The sequence below is a fragment of the Bradyrhizobium sp. HKCCYLS20291 genome (assembly GCF_051167715.1).
In the GTDB taxonomy this organism is placed as follows: Bacteria; Pseudomonadota; Alphaproteobacteria; order Rhizobiales; family Xanthobacteraceae; genus Bradyrhizobium.
Genome location: NZ_JBNPTO010000006.1, coordinates 20921 through 35979, shown reverse-complemented (window position 1 = coordinate 35979; position 15059 = coordinate 20921). Strand labels below are relative to the sequence as shown.

11 protein-coding genes are annotated in these 15059 nt (G+C 64.6%); 4 read left to right on the top strand and 7 right to left on the bottom strand.

All coding sequences use genetic code 11. The features are described 5' to 3' along the window. Positions 1–323: 323 nt before the first annotated feature. Positions 324–560, bottom strand: a complete 237-nt coding sequence (locus tag ACQR07_RS15295) for a hypothetical protein (protein ID WP_434903110.1) — start codon at positions 558–560, stop codon at positions 324–326. Here ACQR07_RS15295 and ACQR07_RS15290 point away from each other — a divergent pair. Next, positions 559–2916 (top strand): polysaccharide biosynthesis tyrosine autokinase, encoded by a 2358-nt coding sequence (locus ACQR07_RS15290; protein ID WP_434903109.1) that lies wholly within the window; start codon positions 559–561, stop codon positions 2914–2916. The two genes, ACQR07_RS15295 and ACQR07_RS15290, sit on opposite strands and share 2 nt — an antisense overlap. A 162-nt stretch (positions 2917–3078) precedes the next feature. Here ACQR07_RS15290 and ACQR07_RS15285 read toward each other — a convergent pair whose 3' ends face one another. The 3 genes from ACQR07_RS15285 to ACQR07_RS15275 form a co-directional block, all read right to left on the bottom strand. After that, complete coding sequence (locus tag ACQR07_RS15285; RefSeq protein ID WP_434903108.1) at positions 3079–3339, bottom strand: hypothetical protein; 261 nt, start codon at positions 3337–3339, stop codon at positions 3079–3081. Between the two features lie 408 nt (positions 3340–3747). Next, positions 3748–4992, bottom strand: coding sequence for an acyltransferase family protein (locus ACQR07_RS15280; RefSeq protein WP_434903107.1), 1245 nt, complete (start codon positions 4990–4992; stop codon positions 3748–3750). Beyond that, complete coding sequence (locus tag ACQR07_RS15275; RefSeq protein ID WP_434903106.1) at positions 4992–6200, bottom strand: WecB/TagA/CpsF family glycosyltransferase; 1209 nt, start codon at positions 6198–6200, stop codon at positions 4992–4994. The genes ACQR07_RS15280 and ACQR07_RS15275 overlap by 1 nt, the downstream gene beginning before the upstream one ends. 148 nt (positions 6201–6348) lie before the next feature. Between ACQR07_RS15275 and ACQR07_RS15270 the strand changes: the two genes are divergently transcribed. After that, positions 6349–7854 carry an O-antigen ligase family protein gene (locus ACQR07_RS15270; RefSeq protein WP_434903105.1) on the top strand — a complete coding sequence of 502 codons (1506 nt, stop codon included), beginning with the start codon at positions 6349–6351 and terminating at the stop codon, positions 7852–7854. A gap of 37 nt (positions 7855–7891) precedes the next feature. Here ACQR07_RS15270 and ACQR07_RS15265 read toward each other — a convergent pair whose 3' ends face one another. Further along, a complete protein-coding gene (locus ACQR07_RS15265) occupies positions 7892–9709 on the bottom strand; it encodes a pectate lyase (protein ID WP_434903104.1) in 1818 nt (605 codons plus the stop codon). Positions 9710–10125: 416 nt separating this feature from the next. Here ACQR07_RS15265 and ACQR07_RS15260 point away from each other — a divergent pair, with 416 nt between their 5' ends. Next, positions 10126–11076, top strand: coding sequence for a glycosyltransferase family 2 protein (locus tag ACQR07_RS15260; RefSeq protein ID WP_434903103.1), 951 nt, complete (start codon positions 10126–10128; stop codon positions 11074–11076). Positions 11077–11154: 78 nt separating this feature from the next. Beyond that, positions 11155–12408: an acyltransferase family protein gene (locus tag ACQR07_RS15255; protein WP_434903102.1), complete on the top strand. Its 1254-nt coding sequence runs from the start codon at positions 11155–11157 to the stop codon at positions 12406–12408. 34 nt (positions 12409–12442) lie between these two features. Here ACQR07_RS15255 and asnB read toward each other — a convergent pair whose 3' ends face one another. Further along, the gene (gene asnB / locus ACQR07_RS15250) at positions 12443–14383 is read right to left on the bottom strand and encodes an asparagine synthase (glutamine-hydrolyzing) (RefSeq protein ID WP_434903101.1); all 1941 of its coding nucleotides are present in this window, start codon (positions 14381–14383) and stop codon (positions 12443–12445) included. Between the two features lie 26 nt (positions 14384–14409). Continuing rightward, positions 14410–15057 (bottom strand): hypothetical protein, encoded by a 648-nt coding sequence (locus ACQR07_RS15245; RefSeq protein ID WP_434903100.1) that lies wholly within the window; start codon positions 15055–15057, stop codon positions 14410–14412. Between the last annotated feature and the right edge of the window lie 2 nt (positions 15058–15059).

The window sequence follows — 15059 nt, the reverse complement described above, 5'->3', positions numbered from 1 at the left end:
CGAACGTCTCCGATGCGCCGGCGAAATCGTAGGGTCCTGGCCTCCCGGTGCTGAGGCCAAGCGGATGGTGACGATGATCCGTCCGTGACGGGGGCAAGACAGCCGGTCCCCGGGGAGAGAACGTATAAGCCGTCAAACCATCGCGCGGGGAATGCCGGGATGTCTCGGCTGAACCTGTGGTTCCTGCCGCCTGCATTTTTTTCGCAGGCGGGCCATGGGTGCGGCCAGCGCCCGGCATTCCCTGCGCCCTCGGCTCTTTCGAGGGCGAGACCAACGGCACAGCTCGGACGCATCGGCGCCGCGAGGCCGCAGCATCACGTCCCCTACGCCAGCGAGGTGCCCGCCGCCGCTTCCCGTTCGGCGACTGCCCCTAGCCATACAGCCTTGCCGGTACTATTTAATTTTTTAAAACTCGCTTGCCGGGCGACATTATATTTATTATAAATTAAATCAAGCGGCACCTCAGATCGATTAATGACGCGAAAAAACAAATCATTGTCCAGGCAGGCATCCGGACGGCTCCAGCGTCCGAAGCGCAACTCATGAAGCTTCAAAAACATGCTGCATAACCCTAACGCAAGCACGGCTGCCTATAATCCTCAACAGGACCAGGGCTGGGAGCGCAACAGGCCAGGCGCGCTCGACATGGCGCTCGGATTCCTGCGCCGGCGTTACCGGCTGATTGCAGCGACCGCTGCGGTGTCGCTCTTGGCCAGCATTGCCGTCGTCAAGATCCTCCCGCCGACATATTCGGCTGATGTCAAGATCATGATCGGCAGTGCCAAGCCTCCGGCGGTTCAGCCACAACCGGCCCAGGACGATCCGCCGCTCGACATGGAATCGCAGATCGAAATCATGAAGTCCAAATCGATTGCGGCGGCGGTCATCACCAAGCTCAACCTGGCTGAGGATCCCGATTTCAACGGCAAGGCCAGCCCGCTGCACGGCGCGGTCACCGCGATCCGCGCACTGCTGGGCGCCGCTCCGGAGCCGACGACGCCGTCGATGGATGATCTGCTCGAAGAATTCCAGCGGCGCATGAACACCTTCAGGATCGGCACCAGCACCGTCGTCGAGGTCGATTTCACCGCCAGCGATCCGCAGAAGGCGGCCGTGATCGCCAATGCGATCGTCAAGGAGTATTTCGATCAGCAGCTGAAGGCGGAAACCAACGAGCAGCGCACGTTGACGGCCTGGCTGCATGAGCGCCTGCGGGAACTGGGGAATGACGCAACCGCGGCCGAGCGCTCGGTGAACGAGCTCAAGAACCGCCACAACATCATTTCGGCCGACGGCAGGTTCATGGACCAGCAGCAGGTCACGGAGCTGACCAACCGCCTGATCGCGGCCCGCACCCATACGGCCTCGCTGATGACTCGTCTGAACCGATTCGACGACATGCTCGCCGCGGGACATTCGAATGGGCCGCTCGACAGCGTCGCGGCCGTCTCGGACTTTTCCCCGGCAGAACTCAGCGGCAACCTCAACCCGCCGGACGGGCTGTCCCTGAGCAACTCCAACGGCACCCAGATCATCAACGGCCTGCGCCAGCAGTATCTCGATATTGCCAAGCGGGAGTACGAATACGCCGCCAAATACGGCAATGACCACCTGGCGGTCATCAATATCCGCGCCACGATGAAGAGCATTCGCCAGGCGATGCTGGAGGAGGTTCGCCGCCTCGCCGATGTCGCCAAGCACGATTACGAGGAGGCCAGGCGGCAGCAGCAGGAGGTCGAAAGCCAGCTGGCTGATGCGGTGGCGCGGTCGCAGGACACGCGGGCTGCCGAGCTCAGCATCAAGGAGCTGGAGACCAGCGCCAAGAGCTATCGCGCATTGTATGATAGTTTTCTGCAGCGTTACATGGGTTCGGTACAGCAGGGCTCGTTCCCGATCACCAAGGCGCGGGTCATCTCTGCGGCCACGCCGCCCAAGAAGAAGAGCAAGCCGAAATCCATGGCGCTGCTGGCGATCGGTCTGTTCGGCGGCTTGGCGTTCGGCGGCGGCCTGGGACTGCTTCGCGACATGAGGGACCGCAGCTTCCGCACCACGGCGCAGCTCGAGGACCGCCTGCGCCTGCCCTGCCTCTCGGTCGTGCCCCTGCTGAACCAGGGCGAGGTGATCAAGGTCACCCAAAAGGCAGCTGTCGGTAGTGCGCCGGCAGAGACGGCTTGCAGCGAGCGCACGGTGACGAGACGTCCCGGCACGTGCTGGGCTGCGTCGGCGATGCCCTCCTCCCGTTTTGCCGAATCGATCCGGTCCCTCAAGGTCGCGATCGAGCAGGATCCCAGCCGAACCTCGCGCAAGGTCTTCGGGCTGACATCCGCGTTGCCCAACGAGGGCAAGTCCCTGATCGCCGCCTCGCTGGCCCAGCTCATGGCGAGGTCCGGTAAGCGGGTCATCGTGGTGGATTGCGATCTCAGGAATCCGTCGCTCTCCGCGACGCTCGCTCCGGAGGCCGGCACCGGCGTTGCCGACATCGTTTCCGGTGCACGAAGCCTCGAAGAGACGGTCTGGACCGATGCCGCAACCCACCTGGATTTCCTGCCTGGAAAGGGCGTTGCCGCGCGCGACACCAGCGACATCCTCGCCCACGAGCAGATGAGAAAACTGTTCGATCGGCTGCGCGACACCTACGACTATGTCATCGTCGACCTTCCGCCGCTGGCGCCGGTCGCCGACGCGCGCGCGATCTCGGCGCTGCTCGACAGCTTCCTCCTGGTGGTCGAATGGGGACGGACGCCGGCGGAGGTGATCGAGCACGCGCTCAATACCGCACCGAACGTCTATGATGCGCTGCTCGGTGTCGTGCTCAACAAGACCGACATGAAGGCGCTGAAACGCTACGGCACGCATTTCGGCGACTACTACAACCACGAGCACTACGCCCGCTACGGACAGGTGATGGCCGAGTAGCAGCCGTGCGCGATCCGCTCGCCGCAGACTCCTCCAGGCTCCGCAATCCGCTCAGGCTGATCATCAGGGCCGTGCGGCGGCTGACGCGGGCCATCGCCGCGGTGGGGGATCAGACGCGCAACGGCGACCGCGCCGAAGCGGATCGCGACGCGAGGGAACGAGCTACCGCTGGTGTTCCGGGCGGACGGATGGCTGCGCGATGCCGGCGCGCTCGAGCGCGCTGCGAAGGTAGACGCCGGCGAGATACCCGACCTGGACCGCGATCAGGGCGCCGATCGACAACAGCGCCGCGGACAGGCCATTGATGGCCGCGGCCACGAGGCATTCCACGGTGGCGATGGCCACGAGTGCAATCAGGGTGCGAACGTTGAACGTCGCTCCCGCGACGGCCCCGGCTCCGCAATGAAGCGCGATCACCCACATCAGATTCATGCCTCCTCGCTCAAGTCAGAGGCTAGCGGCGAATGGTTAGGGATGAACTAAGCCGCCTGGGCGGATTCGAACAAGCGCAGGGGAGCAACACTGCACCGCCAAAAAATCGCTATCGGCGGTCCCCCGGCTGCAGCACCGGGAGAGGATACGGGCGATTGCCTGGTGCGGGCGAACAACGCCCACAACAGCGCCAGCAGCAGCGGCGGCGTCTACGGAGTCGCGAAATACGTTCGCCGTGTGGTGATAGCACACGAACAGCATCGAGCAACCACGGTAGAAGTCGATCAAGACTTCGCGCCGTGTCCGGCCTGCCGCGTCTGGCACTGCGGCTGCAGACCTGTGCGGCGCGCTCCACCCCAAAGCCGAGGCCTTCAGAAGGCGGTCAGGCGCGCGCACCGATCACGTCGCCGCCGCAAGAGCGGCATCTCGCCCCCGCGCAGGGAGGTCACCGCCCCCTCCGAACCGGCCCTTCAGACGGAGAATCCGCTTCTCGAACAGCTCATAGCTCAAGACGGCGACGGCCACCGAGGCCAAGATTCCGAACGCCGCCTGCAATGCGACGGCCAGTCCATGGGAGCCGACCCGGCTGGCCAGCTCCAGCTCGGTCCGGTTGCTGGCGAAATAATACGAGAAGAAATGATGGTAGACATACAAGCCGTAGCTGTAGGTGCCGAGAAACACCATGACGCGGCTGCGAAAGAAGCGAGAGATCGCCGAAGGCTGGGGCGCGACGAGGGTCCAGACCAGCAGACAGGCGAGCATGATCTGGAGCAGCGCCGCCCGGATCGCCCCGGTGATTTCGAGACCCTCGCGCGACACGAGACCGGTCCAGACGAAGGTGAAAACGACGAGCGCGCCGGACACACCTGTGAGTCTGGGAAGCGCGCCCACCAGCCGATCCAACCCGCCAGGCTGGCGCACAATCAGCGCGACGGCCGCCCCCAGCGCCAGACCGTCGAGCTTGAAGGGCGTGAGTACGATCGTCGTCCACCAGCTCAGCCCCGCCGCGAGGCCGACAATGCGCGCCAGCATGGCGCCGACAGAGATCGCCAGGCTGACCGCAATGAGCGCCTTCGGCCGCTTGGCCAGCAACGACACCACAAACGGCCAGAACAGATAGAAATGTTCCTCGACCGACAGCGACCAGAAATGATTGAGGTAGGAGAACGACCACTCCTCGTGTCCGGCAAGATAGACGTTCACGCCGTAGAGCCAGGCCCAGCCCTGCCGCTCCACCAGGGAGTTCAACGTCGGCCCCTGGAAAGACGGGATGTGAGGGGCGACGAAGAACACGAGCACGAGCACGCCGTAGTAGAGCGGAAAGATCCGCAAGGCGCGGCGAAGATAGAAGTTGCGCAGACAATGCGGCGTCTCGCGCGCGTCGTAGAGCAGCCCGGTGATCAGGAAGCCGGACAGAACGAAGAACAGGTCGACTCCGATCACGCCCTGCTTGACGACGGCGAGGATCGCACGCTCGACCGAATTGGTCGAAAGCATCGATCCCACGAAGTGAAAGACAAGGACCATCATGACAGCCAGCCCGCGCACGCCATCGAGCGCCGGAAGGTGTCCACGGAGCGCAGGCGGCAACCCGGTCGACACGGCGCGGGTGTCCGCGACGGCCGCTCTCGATGACTTCATCATCATTGCAGCTCCAGGCCGCCGAAGCGGAATATCCTGGCGAGTTGAGGCGAGACGCCGACGAAGGTCGCGCTGCAGCCCTGGGTCTCCAGCTGCTTCCTCAGCATCAGCAGCAATCCGAGGAAGCGCGCATCGATGGCGCAAACGTTGGAAAAGTCGAGTCGCACGCGTTTGCGGACTGCCACCGCGGACCGGAAGACCGGAATGGCCCGATCCACGTGCCGCGCATCGGCAGGTCCGGAGAGGCTGAGCGTGACCTCCCGCGAGCCGTAGTCCTGCGTGATGGTGAGAGACTCTCCGCGCTCATGCGTGCGCCGCATCCACCACGTCGAGACCACGAAGGGCAGCACGCGGGTGAACAGTAGCCGCAGCATCGCCGTGCCGTCGTTCCAGTAGCGCCGCCAGAGGTAAGGCTCCTCCTTGATCCGCCAGAGCCACTCCAAGCCCAATCTGCGCATGAACGGCGGCGCGCGCTTCACCGTGCCGGCCTGGAAGTTGAGCGCAGCGCCGAGATGGGCGCGCACCGGAATCTCGAGCCGCTGGTGATTATGCTGGAGCCAGGATTGCCCCTTCTGACTGCTCAAGGATGCCACCAGGAAATCCGCCCCGCTGGCGTTGATCTCCTCGATGATGTGATCCCGGCTCATCTCCTCGGCGGAACAGTAGCCGGGGTTCGACCAGCCGACGCAGCGAAGCCCGCCCGACTGGCTGTTCAGCGTGCGAGCGGCGCGCTCGGCGGCGCCTTCCGGGCCGCCGAACAGAAACAGCTTGAGCGACTTCGACGGGCCGGCGTCGGACTTGAGCGCATCGAAGATGTCGGCTCCGGCCGTCCGCCGCTTGATCGGGATGCCGATGAGCCGGGCGATCCACACCACCGGCATGCCGTCCACGGTGCAGAGGTCGCTCAAGATCAGAGAGTCTCTGAAGCTCCTGTTCGACTGGCTCGTGACCAGGAAGTTGAGATTGGGAGTGGAGATCAGCAGCCGTGTCTTTCGTCGGGCGGCATCGCGGATGCGACGCAGAACCCCGCGCATTCCGATGGCATCGATCGGTATTCCGAGCACGCAATAGACGTCACGCGACAGGTCGTCGTCCGAAACGGCCGGATCCGGCATCAGCGCATCGATCTCGGGCCGATCGCGCCCGGTCCCGGCGCGGCCCACGCGATGATAGGAACGTTCGGCCTCCTGCAGTTCCTGCGTGGTCAACATCGACTGCCTCCCTCGAGCTCGCACCACGGCGCGGCTCCGGCAACTCCCCCGCCGGGGGCGCACGGCCTGAATTAAACCATTTAAATTTAAATCATCTGATTTATTCAATGTGGTTTAATTGTGGGCATCAACTTGATTTCCGGCAGCCTTGAAGCAATTCATCGAGAATATCGGGATGTCGTTTGATTTAATTGCAGCCCCGGGCCATAATCAGACGGACGGCAACCGGTCCGAATTCTTCCGGCCACGACATTCAGACAGAGCGCAGATGCCCCGACCTTCAACGACGCAGCTATCAGCCGGGCCGCACGTTGCCGCGCCGACCTTCGACATCTGCGCGCTGATCCCGATTGCGGCCTTTGCCTATTCTTCGCTGATCCAGCCGCTGATCTATTTCGGTTTCCCGCCATCGCCCGGGCTTGAAGGCCTGCTGGAGAGCCGCCTCGAGAACCGCATCTTCTGGCCGGCTCTCGCGGCCATTGCCCTCATCGTTGCCGCGCAGCGCCTCGCGCGCGGCGGCCGCCTGTCCGTTCCGCCGAACATCGTCAGTCTCTTGGCTTATTTCTGCTTTGCCGGCGCCAGCGTGGGATGGGCGCTCAAGCCCGAAATTACCTTCGTCCGCTTCGCGCAGGAAGCGATGGTGCTCACTGCGATCGTGCTGCCCGCGTTGCTGGCCAATCCGACGGCAGACATCCTGCGCGGGATGTTCGCCTGCTTTGCCGTCGGCGTGATCCTGAACGTGCTGCTGATCCCCGGCGGCTATGCGAGCTACGCGCTATACGGCGCGCAGCTGGTCGATATCGGCTACCAGGGATATTTCTCGGGAAAGAACCTGCTCGGCGAATTTGCCGCCGCAGCACTTCTGCTCGCGATCCACGAGCTGCGTTATGCCGGCCACCGCCGCGTCTTGGCGATCGTGGTGGCCTGCGGTGCAGTCACCTTGATCTTCATCTCGAGTTCCAAGACGGCCCTTGGCCTCGCCCTCCTGGCTCCGGCTCTGGCCTTCGGAGTCCTTCTCCTTGCCCGGAGCTGCCGGATCTCGCCGGTTCTGATCCTCACGGCGATGATCCTGGGCTACATCGTTCTGAGCGAGCTGGTTGACTTCAGCACCAACCGTATCGCCTTTCTGCTGACAGGCGACTCCAGCTTCACGGGTCGGACGACGATTTGGGCTTTCGCAAAATCAGAGATCGCTCAGCGGCCGCTGTTCGGTTGGGGCTATCAGGGCTTCTGGCTGGTCGGAGCAGATGCGCCGAGTATCACGGAAGCGCCCGGCTGGGTGAAGGGCATGCCGAATTCCCACAACGGCTATTACGATGCGATGCTGGAGCTGGGATATTTCGGCCTCGCCTTTCTGCTCATGTTTCTTGCAGCCACTGTTCACGTGATCGGCCGCGTCATGGACCATGACTACAAGCGGGCATGGATCCTGCTCTCCGTTGCCTTGTTCGTCATGATTTACAATTTCCTCGAAACGTTATGGCTGCGCGCCTTCGATGTGTCCTGGGTCTTGTTCGTTCTCGTCGCCGTCGACGCCGCACGCTACTGGCGCCGATCGACGGTGAGCGTGCCCGCACCTCGCCCGCAGGAAACACAGGTTCGCGCCGGGCGCTCGCGCCCGGCATGGCGCCCCCGCGTTGGCATCCGCATCTGAACTCTTGCTGAGGGCGCCCTGCTCGTTTGATTTCGGGCTACTGCGTAGCGCCGGGCGCTGCGGCGAACGGCGCCCCGGCATCAAGTCTCGCCTTGGCCGGTAGCGTATGAAGCTTGGTCTCCCCGGTCGGATCGACCCATGGCCACGGATGCGTGCCGAAAAAGCCTGGCTTCGTATTCAAGTAGAGTGAGGCCGGCAGAGGCCGAGCTTGCAAGCCCTCGCTCCACACCACCTTGTTGGTCAGATAATCGAAATTCCCGCCACGAATGACGGTAGCCAATGTCTTCGGGTCTGCAGACATCGACCAGCGCTCCGGATCATAACCCAGCATCCAGATGTTGCCGAGGCCCCCTTGCCCCCACATGGCGCCGGTCAGAACCATCGACGGATCATCGTAGCTCCATCCGGACATCCGCCGCGGACGACCGAGGACGTTTCCAACGAAGGAATCCCACCACGATCCGTAGGCCAGGCCGACGGTGCGGAGGCCTGCGCGGTCGACCAGACGCTGGCGCTGTCCCGTCAGGTGATTGCGAAAGAAGGTCAGGTAGATCGCGTTGCCGTGCGTGTAGTCGCTGTCGGCATTGTGAGACAGATTGCCTTCGAACAGAACGTGATGCGGGCCGGCCATATGCGAGGCGTTGATCCCGACTTCGACCCACCCGGGATTATCGAAGTCGAACGAATCGTCGGCATAGTTGTAACCGACGACACTGCCTGCGCCCGAGGAACGAAACACCATGTTCTTGCAGACATCGACCAGGATGTTGTTCTCGATCAGGATTTCCGATGATCCCGAGGCAAGGCTGATCGCATAGCCGGCACCGCCTGGCTGCGGCCAGGACCCCTCATGGATATAGGAGTCGCGAAGTTCGATCCGGAACGAGTTGTTGATGGCCACTCCCTCCCCGAGCCACTGCGTCACTTCGATCGCCTTCGCCCACGAGAACGCGGCGGTCTGGAACCGCAAGGCGCCATCGGCACCGCCGATGATGCTCAGGTTTTCGACGCCGGCATGGGCGATGTGAACGTCGCGGGCGTTGGCTGCATGGCGACCGCTGTTCGGATCGGTGCTGTAAGGCGTGAGTTGCGCCTGATGGCTGGCGCGATAGCTGATCGTCAGCGGCGACGTGAACGTCACCATGCCATCCGTTACCGAGGCGATCTGCTTGATCTCGGACGTCGGGCGGTCGGCGCGCGCGAACCACGACATCGATTTCGGCAGCACGCCGGGCGTCTGATCAAACGGACCGCCGGCATCCGCGCCGGCATTGTCGTCGCCGGGCTGCACCGGAAGGTGCATGTTCCAGGCGACGCGATCCCCTTGCCAGACCTTGGCGGCTCCCGGGAAACCGGCAGGGGTCGGCTGCCATGACGCGCCGCTGGCTTCATCGAGCAGGACGACATCGCCGGCTTTGAAGCCCGCGGTGCTGTCCAGCATGATCGACGTCGCGCCCTGGGCGCTGTCCACGCGCAGGTTCTGCGACGCGCTGCTGTCGGGGCCGTTGTTCCAGCGCGATGGCCCGACGATGATGATCGGCTTTGCATCATAGCTGTATGATCCCGGATCGACCGGAGCGAGAATCCCACTGGTGCCGGCAATGACGGTTGATGTTCGGGCACGCGCGCCATTCGGCTTCATCAGGATCGTCGAGCCCGCACCGGAACCGCGTAAGGTGACCGCGCGGCTGATCAGAAGCGGTTCTCGGACAATGAAGGTGCCCGGCCCGAGCATCACCACCTGCCCCGCCGGCGCGGCGTAGAGTGCGGCCTGGATCGCGCCGCCGTCGTCGCGCCCGCTGGGAAGCAGCGTCCGGTAGACCGTGGTGCGGTGTGGAATGCCGCCCTCCGACATCAGACCCGGAGTCCACGCGGCGACGCGATCTGGCGGCAGGAGATCACCGGCCAACGATGACTGCACCGGGGTTGCCGAGTCGGCGGCATCGGCGCACCCCAGCGCCGAGATGCCAAGACCTGCTGCGGCAAGGAGGACCGCGGAGAGCATTCGGAGCCGCGCCCGACTTGTCAGCGACCAGTGCTTGTGACCGCCGGCCGTCGCCGTCCGGGGATCTGAGCCCGCGGGGCCCAGCGCAGCCCAGGACGAGCGGCCAGGATGCTCACCCAGGCCACCCCGATTCAGTCTCACCATTATTTTGACACGCGTCATGATTTAATATTAAATCAGGATTTAATTTATTGAAAGCCGTTAACGACGAACGCTCCGAGACGGATCTGCGTCGGCCAGCGGGCTTCTGCGAAGGAATTTGAGACGTGACGCCATCGCGCCGCTATCTGCTCATCTCGCCCTGTCGGGACGAGGCCCAGTATCTCCGTCGGACGCTCGACAGCGTCGCGGCACAATCGGTGCCGCCGGCGCTCTGGATCGTCGTCGACGACGGCTCGACCGACGACACGCCCGCCATTCTCGAAGATTATGCCCGGCGCCTGCCCTATTTGCGCGTGGTGCGCCGCGCGGATCGCGGCGGACGCAAAGTCGGCCCCGGGGTGATCGAGGCGTTCTATGCCGGGCTTGAGACGGTCTCGCTCGATGATTTCGACTATGTCTGCAAGCTCGACGTGGATCTCGATCTGCCGCCGCGCTATTTCGAACTTCTGATGGCGCGGATGGAAGCGGATCCGCGGGTCGGCACCACCTCAGGAAAACCCTGGTTCGTGCATCCGCAAACCGGCGCCCTCGAGCCGGAGGTCTGCGGCGACGAGATGTCGGTCGGCATGACCAAGTTCTACCGCGTGGCCTGCTTCCAGGAGATCGGCGGCTTCGTCCGCCAGGTGATGTGGGACGGCATCGACTGCCATCGCTGCCGGATGCTCGGCTGGATCGCCGAGAGCATCGACAGCGAGGCGCTACGCTTCGTTCACCTGCGGCCGCAGGGAGCCAGCCACAAGGGCATCTGGACCGGCCGCCTGCGCAAGGGCTTCGGCCAGTATTTCATGGGCACGTCGCCGCTCTATCATCTCGCGGTCGCCGTCTATCACTTGCCCGCCTATCCGGCGCTGATCGGCAGCACGGCGATGCTGTGGGGTTACTTCAGAAGTTGGCTGAAGGGGCTGCCGCGCTACGACGATCTCGAATTCAGGCGCTTTCTTCGCGATTATCAGACAGCGTGCCTGCGGCTTGGCAAGCGCGCGGCGACCGCTCGAATCAATGCCGAGCGCGCCCCGCTCTGGCAGGCAAGCCATCCGCTCACTGATTCCCGATGATGCTGCCGGCCCGATCCTCAGCCGGGCCAAACGCGCGCAAGTCCGCCGATCTTTGATCGACCAGCCCCCCTGGACACCATGGCCAAGATTCTCGAGTTCAATCGGCATCGCCCGGGATCGACGGGTCCGGAGGCGACCGGCGAACAGTCCGCGGGTTCCGCCACCGCACCGCCGCCCGTCGCGCGAGGCCATCATTCTCCCGTCATTCCCTCGCTGGACGGCATCCGTGCGATCTCCGTGCTGATCGTCGTGCTCGGGCATTCCGGGCTGCAGACGCTGGTCCCTGGCGGCTTCGGAGTCACGATCTTCTTCTTCCTGAGCGGCTTCCTGATCACGACGCTGATGCTGGCAGAACATCAGTGCACCGGCACACTCCATGTTCCAAGCTTCTATGCCCGCCGCGTGTTCCGTCTGATGCCACCCTTGCTGCTGTCCCTGGGGATCGCCTATGGTCTGACCGGGGCCGGACTGCTGGACGGCGGCATCACGGCCAAGGGCCTTGCGGCGCAGCTGCTGTATTTCGCCAACTATTATGGTCTGTTCTTCGATCCCGGCAACACCGTCCCGGATGGCACCGGCATTCTGTGGTCTCTCGCCGTCGAAGAGCACTTCTACATCGTCTATCCGCTGCTGATGAGCCTGCTGCTCGGATGTGCGCTGCGGCCGCGCACGATCGGCGCGTTGCTCGCGATGGCGTGTCTTGCCGTTCTGGCCTGGCGTATCCACCTGCTGCACACGCCCGGCTTCTTTTCCGACCGCACCTATTACGCGTCCGACACGCGCATCGACTCGATCGCTCACGGATGCATTCTCGCGCTCGTCATGAATCCGATCCGGCAACGATCCTCGGCCGGCACGATCGCCCCGGTGCACTGGGCCATCATGGCGGCCGCTGCAGCGACGCTGCTGTTTTCCCTGCTCTACCGCGATCCCTCCTTCCGCGAGACCGCGCGCTACACCATTCAGGGCCTCGCCCTGATGCCGTTGTTCTACTTTGCGGTGCGCTTTGCGGACGCTGCGCCGTTTCGCTATCTCAATCGCCCCTGGGTGATGACGCTCGGAACCTATTCCTACGCGATCTATCTGATCCACAATGTGATCATCCGGACGATCGACAAGAACCTTCCTGCAATCGCGGCCAAGCCCTACCTGCTGTTTCCGTTGGCGCTGCTGATCTCGGTGGCCTTCGCGGCTGCCATCGAGCGCTATGTCGAGCCGTATTTCAAACGTCTGAGACAGAGCTTCAGGCCTGTCGGCGTGGAGAATGCTGCGAGCGGAGCGGCGGAGGCGCCGGGCGCGACCGCCTTGCCGCTTCGGTCAGGTCGCGTCTAGCGCTCGACCTCGCGCTAGATCCGACACTGGCATCTCAACGGAAGACGCGGTGGCGGTGGCACCAGCGGACGAACACGTAGATCGACCACACGCGCGACCAATACAGTCCCGGAGCGCCGTCGAGGAAGGCACGCCAGAGCCGCTCCACCGCCGCCGGGTCGAGACCCACGGGCGCCGTCGCCTGCGGGTCGCGCAGCGTCTGGTCCATCGCATCCTGGAGGCCGCGGCGGATCCAGCGGTCCATCGGCAGCACGAAGCCGCTCTTCGGCCGGTCAAACAGCGACAGATCCAACCCGCGCAGGCCGATGCGCCTCAACATGGCCTTGCTACGCAGGGGCTCGTAGCGCGACGCATCGGGCAGCCGGTCGACCGCTTCGAGCAGCACCTGATCGACCAGCGGCACGCGCTGCTCCAGCGAGGCCGCCATGCTCGCCACGTCATTGTCGCGCAGCAGGCGCTCGCCCAGGAACAGGCGCTGCTCCATGACGCTGATCGCAGACAGCGGCGTGCGGGCGCGGGTCTCGGCTGTGATCTTGGCCTTCATCGCCGCGGGCAGGCCGTCGCTGACCGTCGCGGCGACGTCCGGCGCGAGCAGCTCGCGCTGGAAGCCGGGAAGGAACAGCGCATAGGCCATCTGGTAGAGCGCCAGGAGATCATCGCCACGCCGGATCATGTCCGGAAGCTTGGCCCAGCGCGTCTGCGCGGCGACGGCGCCGCCGGACGGCGACAGCATCCGGGAGGCCAGCGTGGCGGCGGCGACCTTCAGGCCGCCCGGCATCCATGCGGTGCGCTGCGACCATTGCTGCAGCACCGGCAGATCGCGGAACGACGTATAGCCGCCAAACAGCTCGTCGCCACCCGTGCCCGACAGCGCCACCGTGAAGCCGGCGCCGCGGATGGCATGCGACATGTAGTAGGCGTTCAAGCCGTCGAAGGTCGGCTGGTCCAGGCTGTCGAGCGCGGCGTCGAGATTGTCGACGAAGTGCTGCTCAGTCAGCACCACCTCATGATGTTCGGTGCCGAGCGCATCCGCGATGCGCCGCGCGATCGGCCCCTCGTTCAGCTCCTGCTCCTCGAAGGCCAGCGTGAAGGTGTGGATCGGCTTCGTCGCCGCGCGTTGCGCCAGATTGGCCATGACAGAGGAGTCGATGCCGCCCGAAAGAAAGACCGCCAGCGGCACGTCGCTGGCGAGATGCAGCCGCAGCGTCTCCTCCAGCACCTCGGTGAGCTGCTCCTCGTCCATCCCCTGCTCCGGCGCGAGCGGGGGAATGCTCCAGAAATCCTCGTCGCGGATGGTGTTGCCGACGCCATCGAAGGCCGTCAGATGGCCCGGCGGCAGCAGCTCGACGCCCTTCACCGTCGTGCCGGGGCCGACGACGAAACCGTTCCACACCGCGCTGGCGACGGCTTGCGGATCGAGCCTGGGCGTGCCGAGCAGGCCTGACGCCAGCAGCGCGCGCAGCTCCGAGGCGAATGCCAGCGACCAGCCTGCGTCGCGGTTTGCCGCGCGGGCGACATAGAGCGGCTTGATGCCGAGCGGGTCGCGCGCGAGCAGCAGCTGGCGCTGGCTCGGATCCCAGCAGGCAAAGGCGAACATCCCGCGCAGCCAGGCCACGGCCTCCGGCCCATGCAGACCCAGCGCGCGCAGCATCACGGCGGTGTCGCCGGTCGAGGTAAAGCGCTGGCCGCCGGCCATCAGGCGGTGCCGCAGATCGGCGAAATTGTAGATCTCGCCATTGAAGACGATGACGTGCCCGGTCACCGGATCGGTCATGGGCTGCACGCCGGCCGGCGACAGATCCAGGATCGCCAGCCGGCGATGCGCCAGCAGCGCACCCCAGCCGCGCTCGTCGGGCTCAGAGACCCACGTGCCCCCGGCGTCGGGGCCGCGGTGAAGCATGGCATCGTTCATCCGCTGCAGCGCTGCGCGGTTGTCGTCGTCGACCCGTCCGATGATCCCAGCAATGCCGCACATTCAAGCAATCCGTTCGATAGGCGAGATCAAAATGACAAAGGATGGAGAACGACGTCGAGGGCGAGCTTCTCCAACTCGATGATTGCCGTCCGCAGGCCGCCGCGCGTCTGCCACCAGCACTCCGGATCGAATCCCGAATAGCGCTCGGCTTGAACCAGCACCCGCGTCGGACGGTCCTTCATGTCGCGATCAAGCACGCGCCGCAGCCGTCGCGAATGGTCGCTGGCCGCGACGAGGATGATGGAACGGATGCCATGCTGCTCCGACCACGGCGCCAGCGCCCGCCCCTCGCCGCCCGATCCCGCCTCGTCACGCGGGATCTTGACGACATCCTTGATACCGAGCGAGCCGAGCTGCCTGATCTGCCTGGCGGCGGCATCCTCGTAGGGCAGACCACGGCGACTGAACTCCAAATCTTCCTTGCCGGGGGGATCGGTGAAAACGGCGACGCGCGACGCGATGCCCTCGTGCATCAGGTCCGCCGCCTGCAACACGCCCGCGCCGCCGGAATCGGTCGTGATGACGATGAGGTCGGCCGGTGCAACCGGCTCGCTCAGCACCAGCGCGCGCCCTGCCGCGCGCAACAGCGGCTTGGCCACCGAGGGAACAGCAGCGATGATCAGGCCGACGGCAGCCACCACGATCAGCGCCGCGCTCCCTCCTGACCGGCGCATCG

Bases quoted from the DNA above. Each gene is read 5' to 3' on its own strand.
- ACQR07_RS15290 (WP_434903109.1), top strand. From the start codon at position 559: ATGCTGCATAACCCTAACGCAAGCACGGCTGCCTATAATCCTCAACAG.
- ACQR07_RS15295 (WP_434903110.1), bottom strand. From the start codon at position 560: ATGTTTTTGAAGCTTCATGAGTTGCGCTTCGGACGCTGGAGCCGTCCG.
- ACQR07_RS15285 (WP_434903108.1), bottom strand. From the start codon at position 3,339: ATGTGGGTGATCGCGCTTCATTGCGGAGCCGGGGCCGTCGCGGGAGCG.
- ACQR07_RS15280 (WP_434903107.1), bottom strand. From the start codon at position 4,992: ATGATGAAGTCATCGAGAGCGGCCGTCGCGGACACCCGCGCCGTGTCG.
- ACQR07_RS15275 (WP_434903106.1), bottom strand. From the start codon at position 6,200: ATGTTGACCACGCAGGAACTGCAGGAGGCCGAACGTTCCTATCATCGC.
- ACQR07_RS15265 (WP_434903104.1), bottom strand. From the start codon at position 9,709: ATGTCGGAGGGCGGCATTCCACACCGCACCACGGTCTACCGGACGCTG.
- ACQR07_RS15255 (WP_434903102.1), top strand. From the start codon at position 11,155: ATGGCCAAGATTCTCGAGTTCAATCGGCATCGCCCGGGATCGACGGGT.
- asnB (WP_434903101.1), bottom strand. From the start codon at position 14,383: ATGTGCGGCATTGCTGGGATCATCGGACGGGTCGACGACGACAACCGC.
- ACQR07_RS15245 (WP_434903100.1), bottom strand. From the start codon at position 15,057: ATGCGCCGGTCAGGAGGGAGCGCGGCGCTGATCGTGGTGGCTGCCGTC.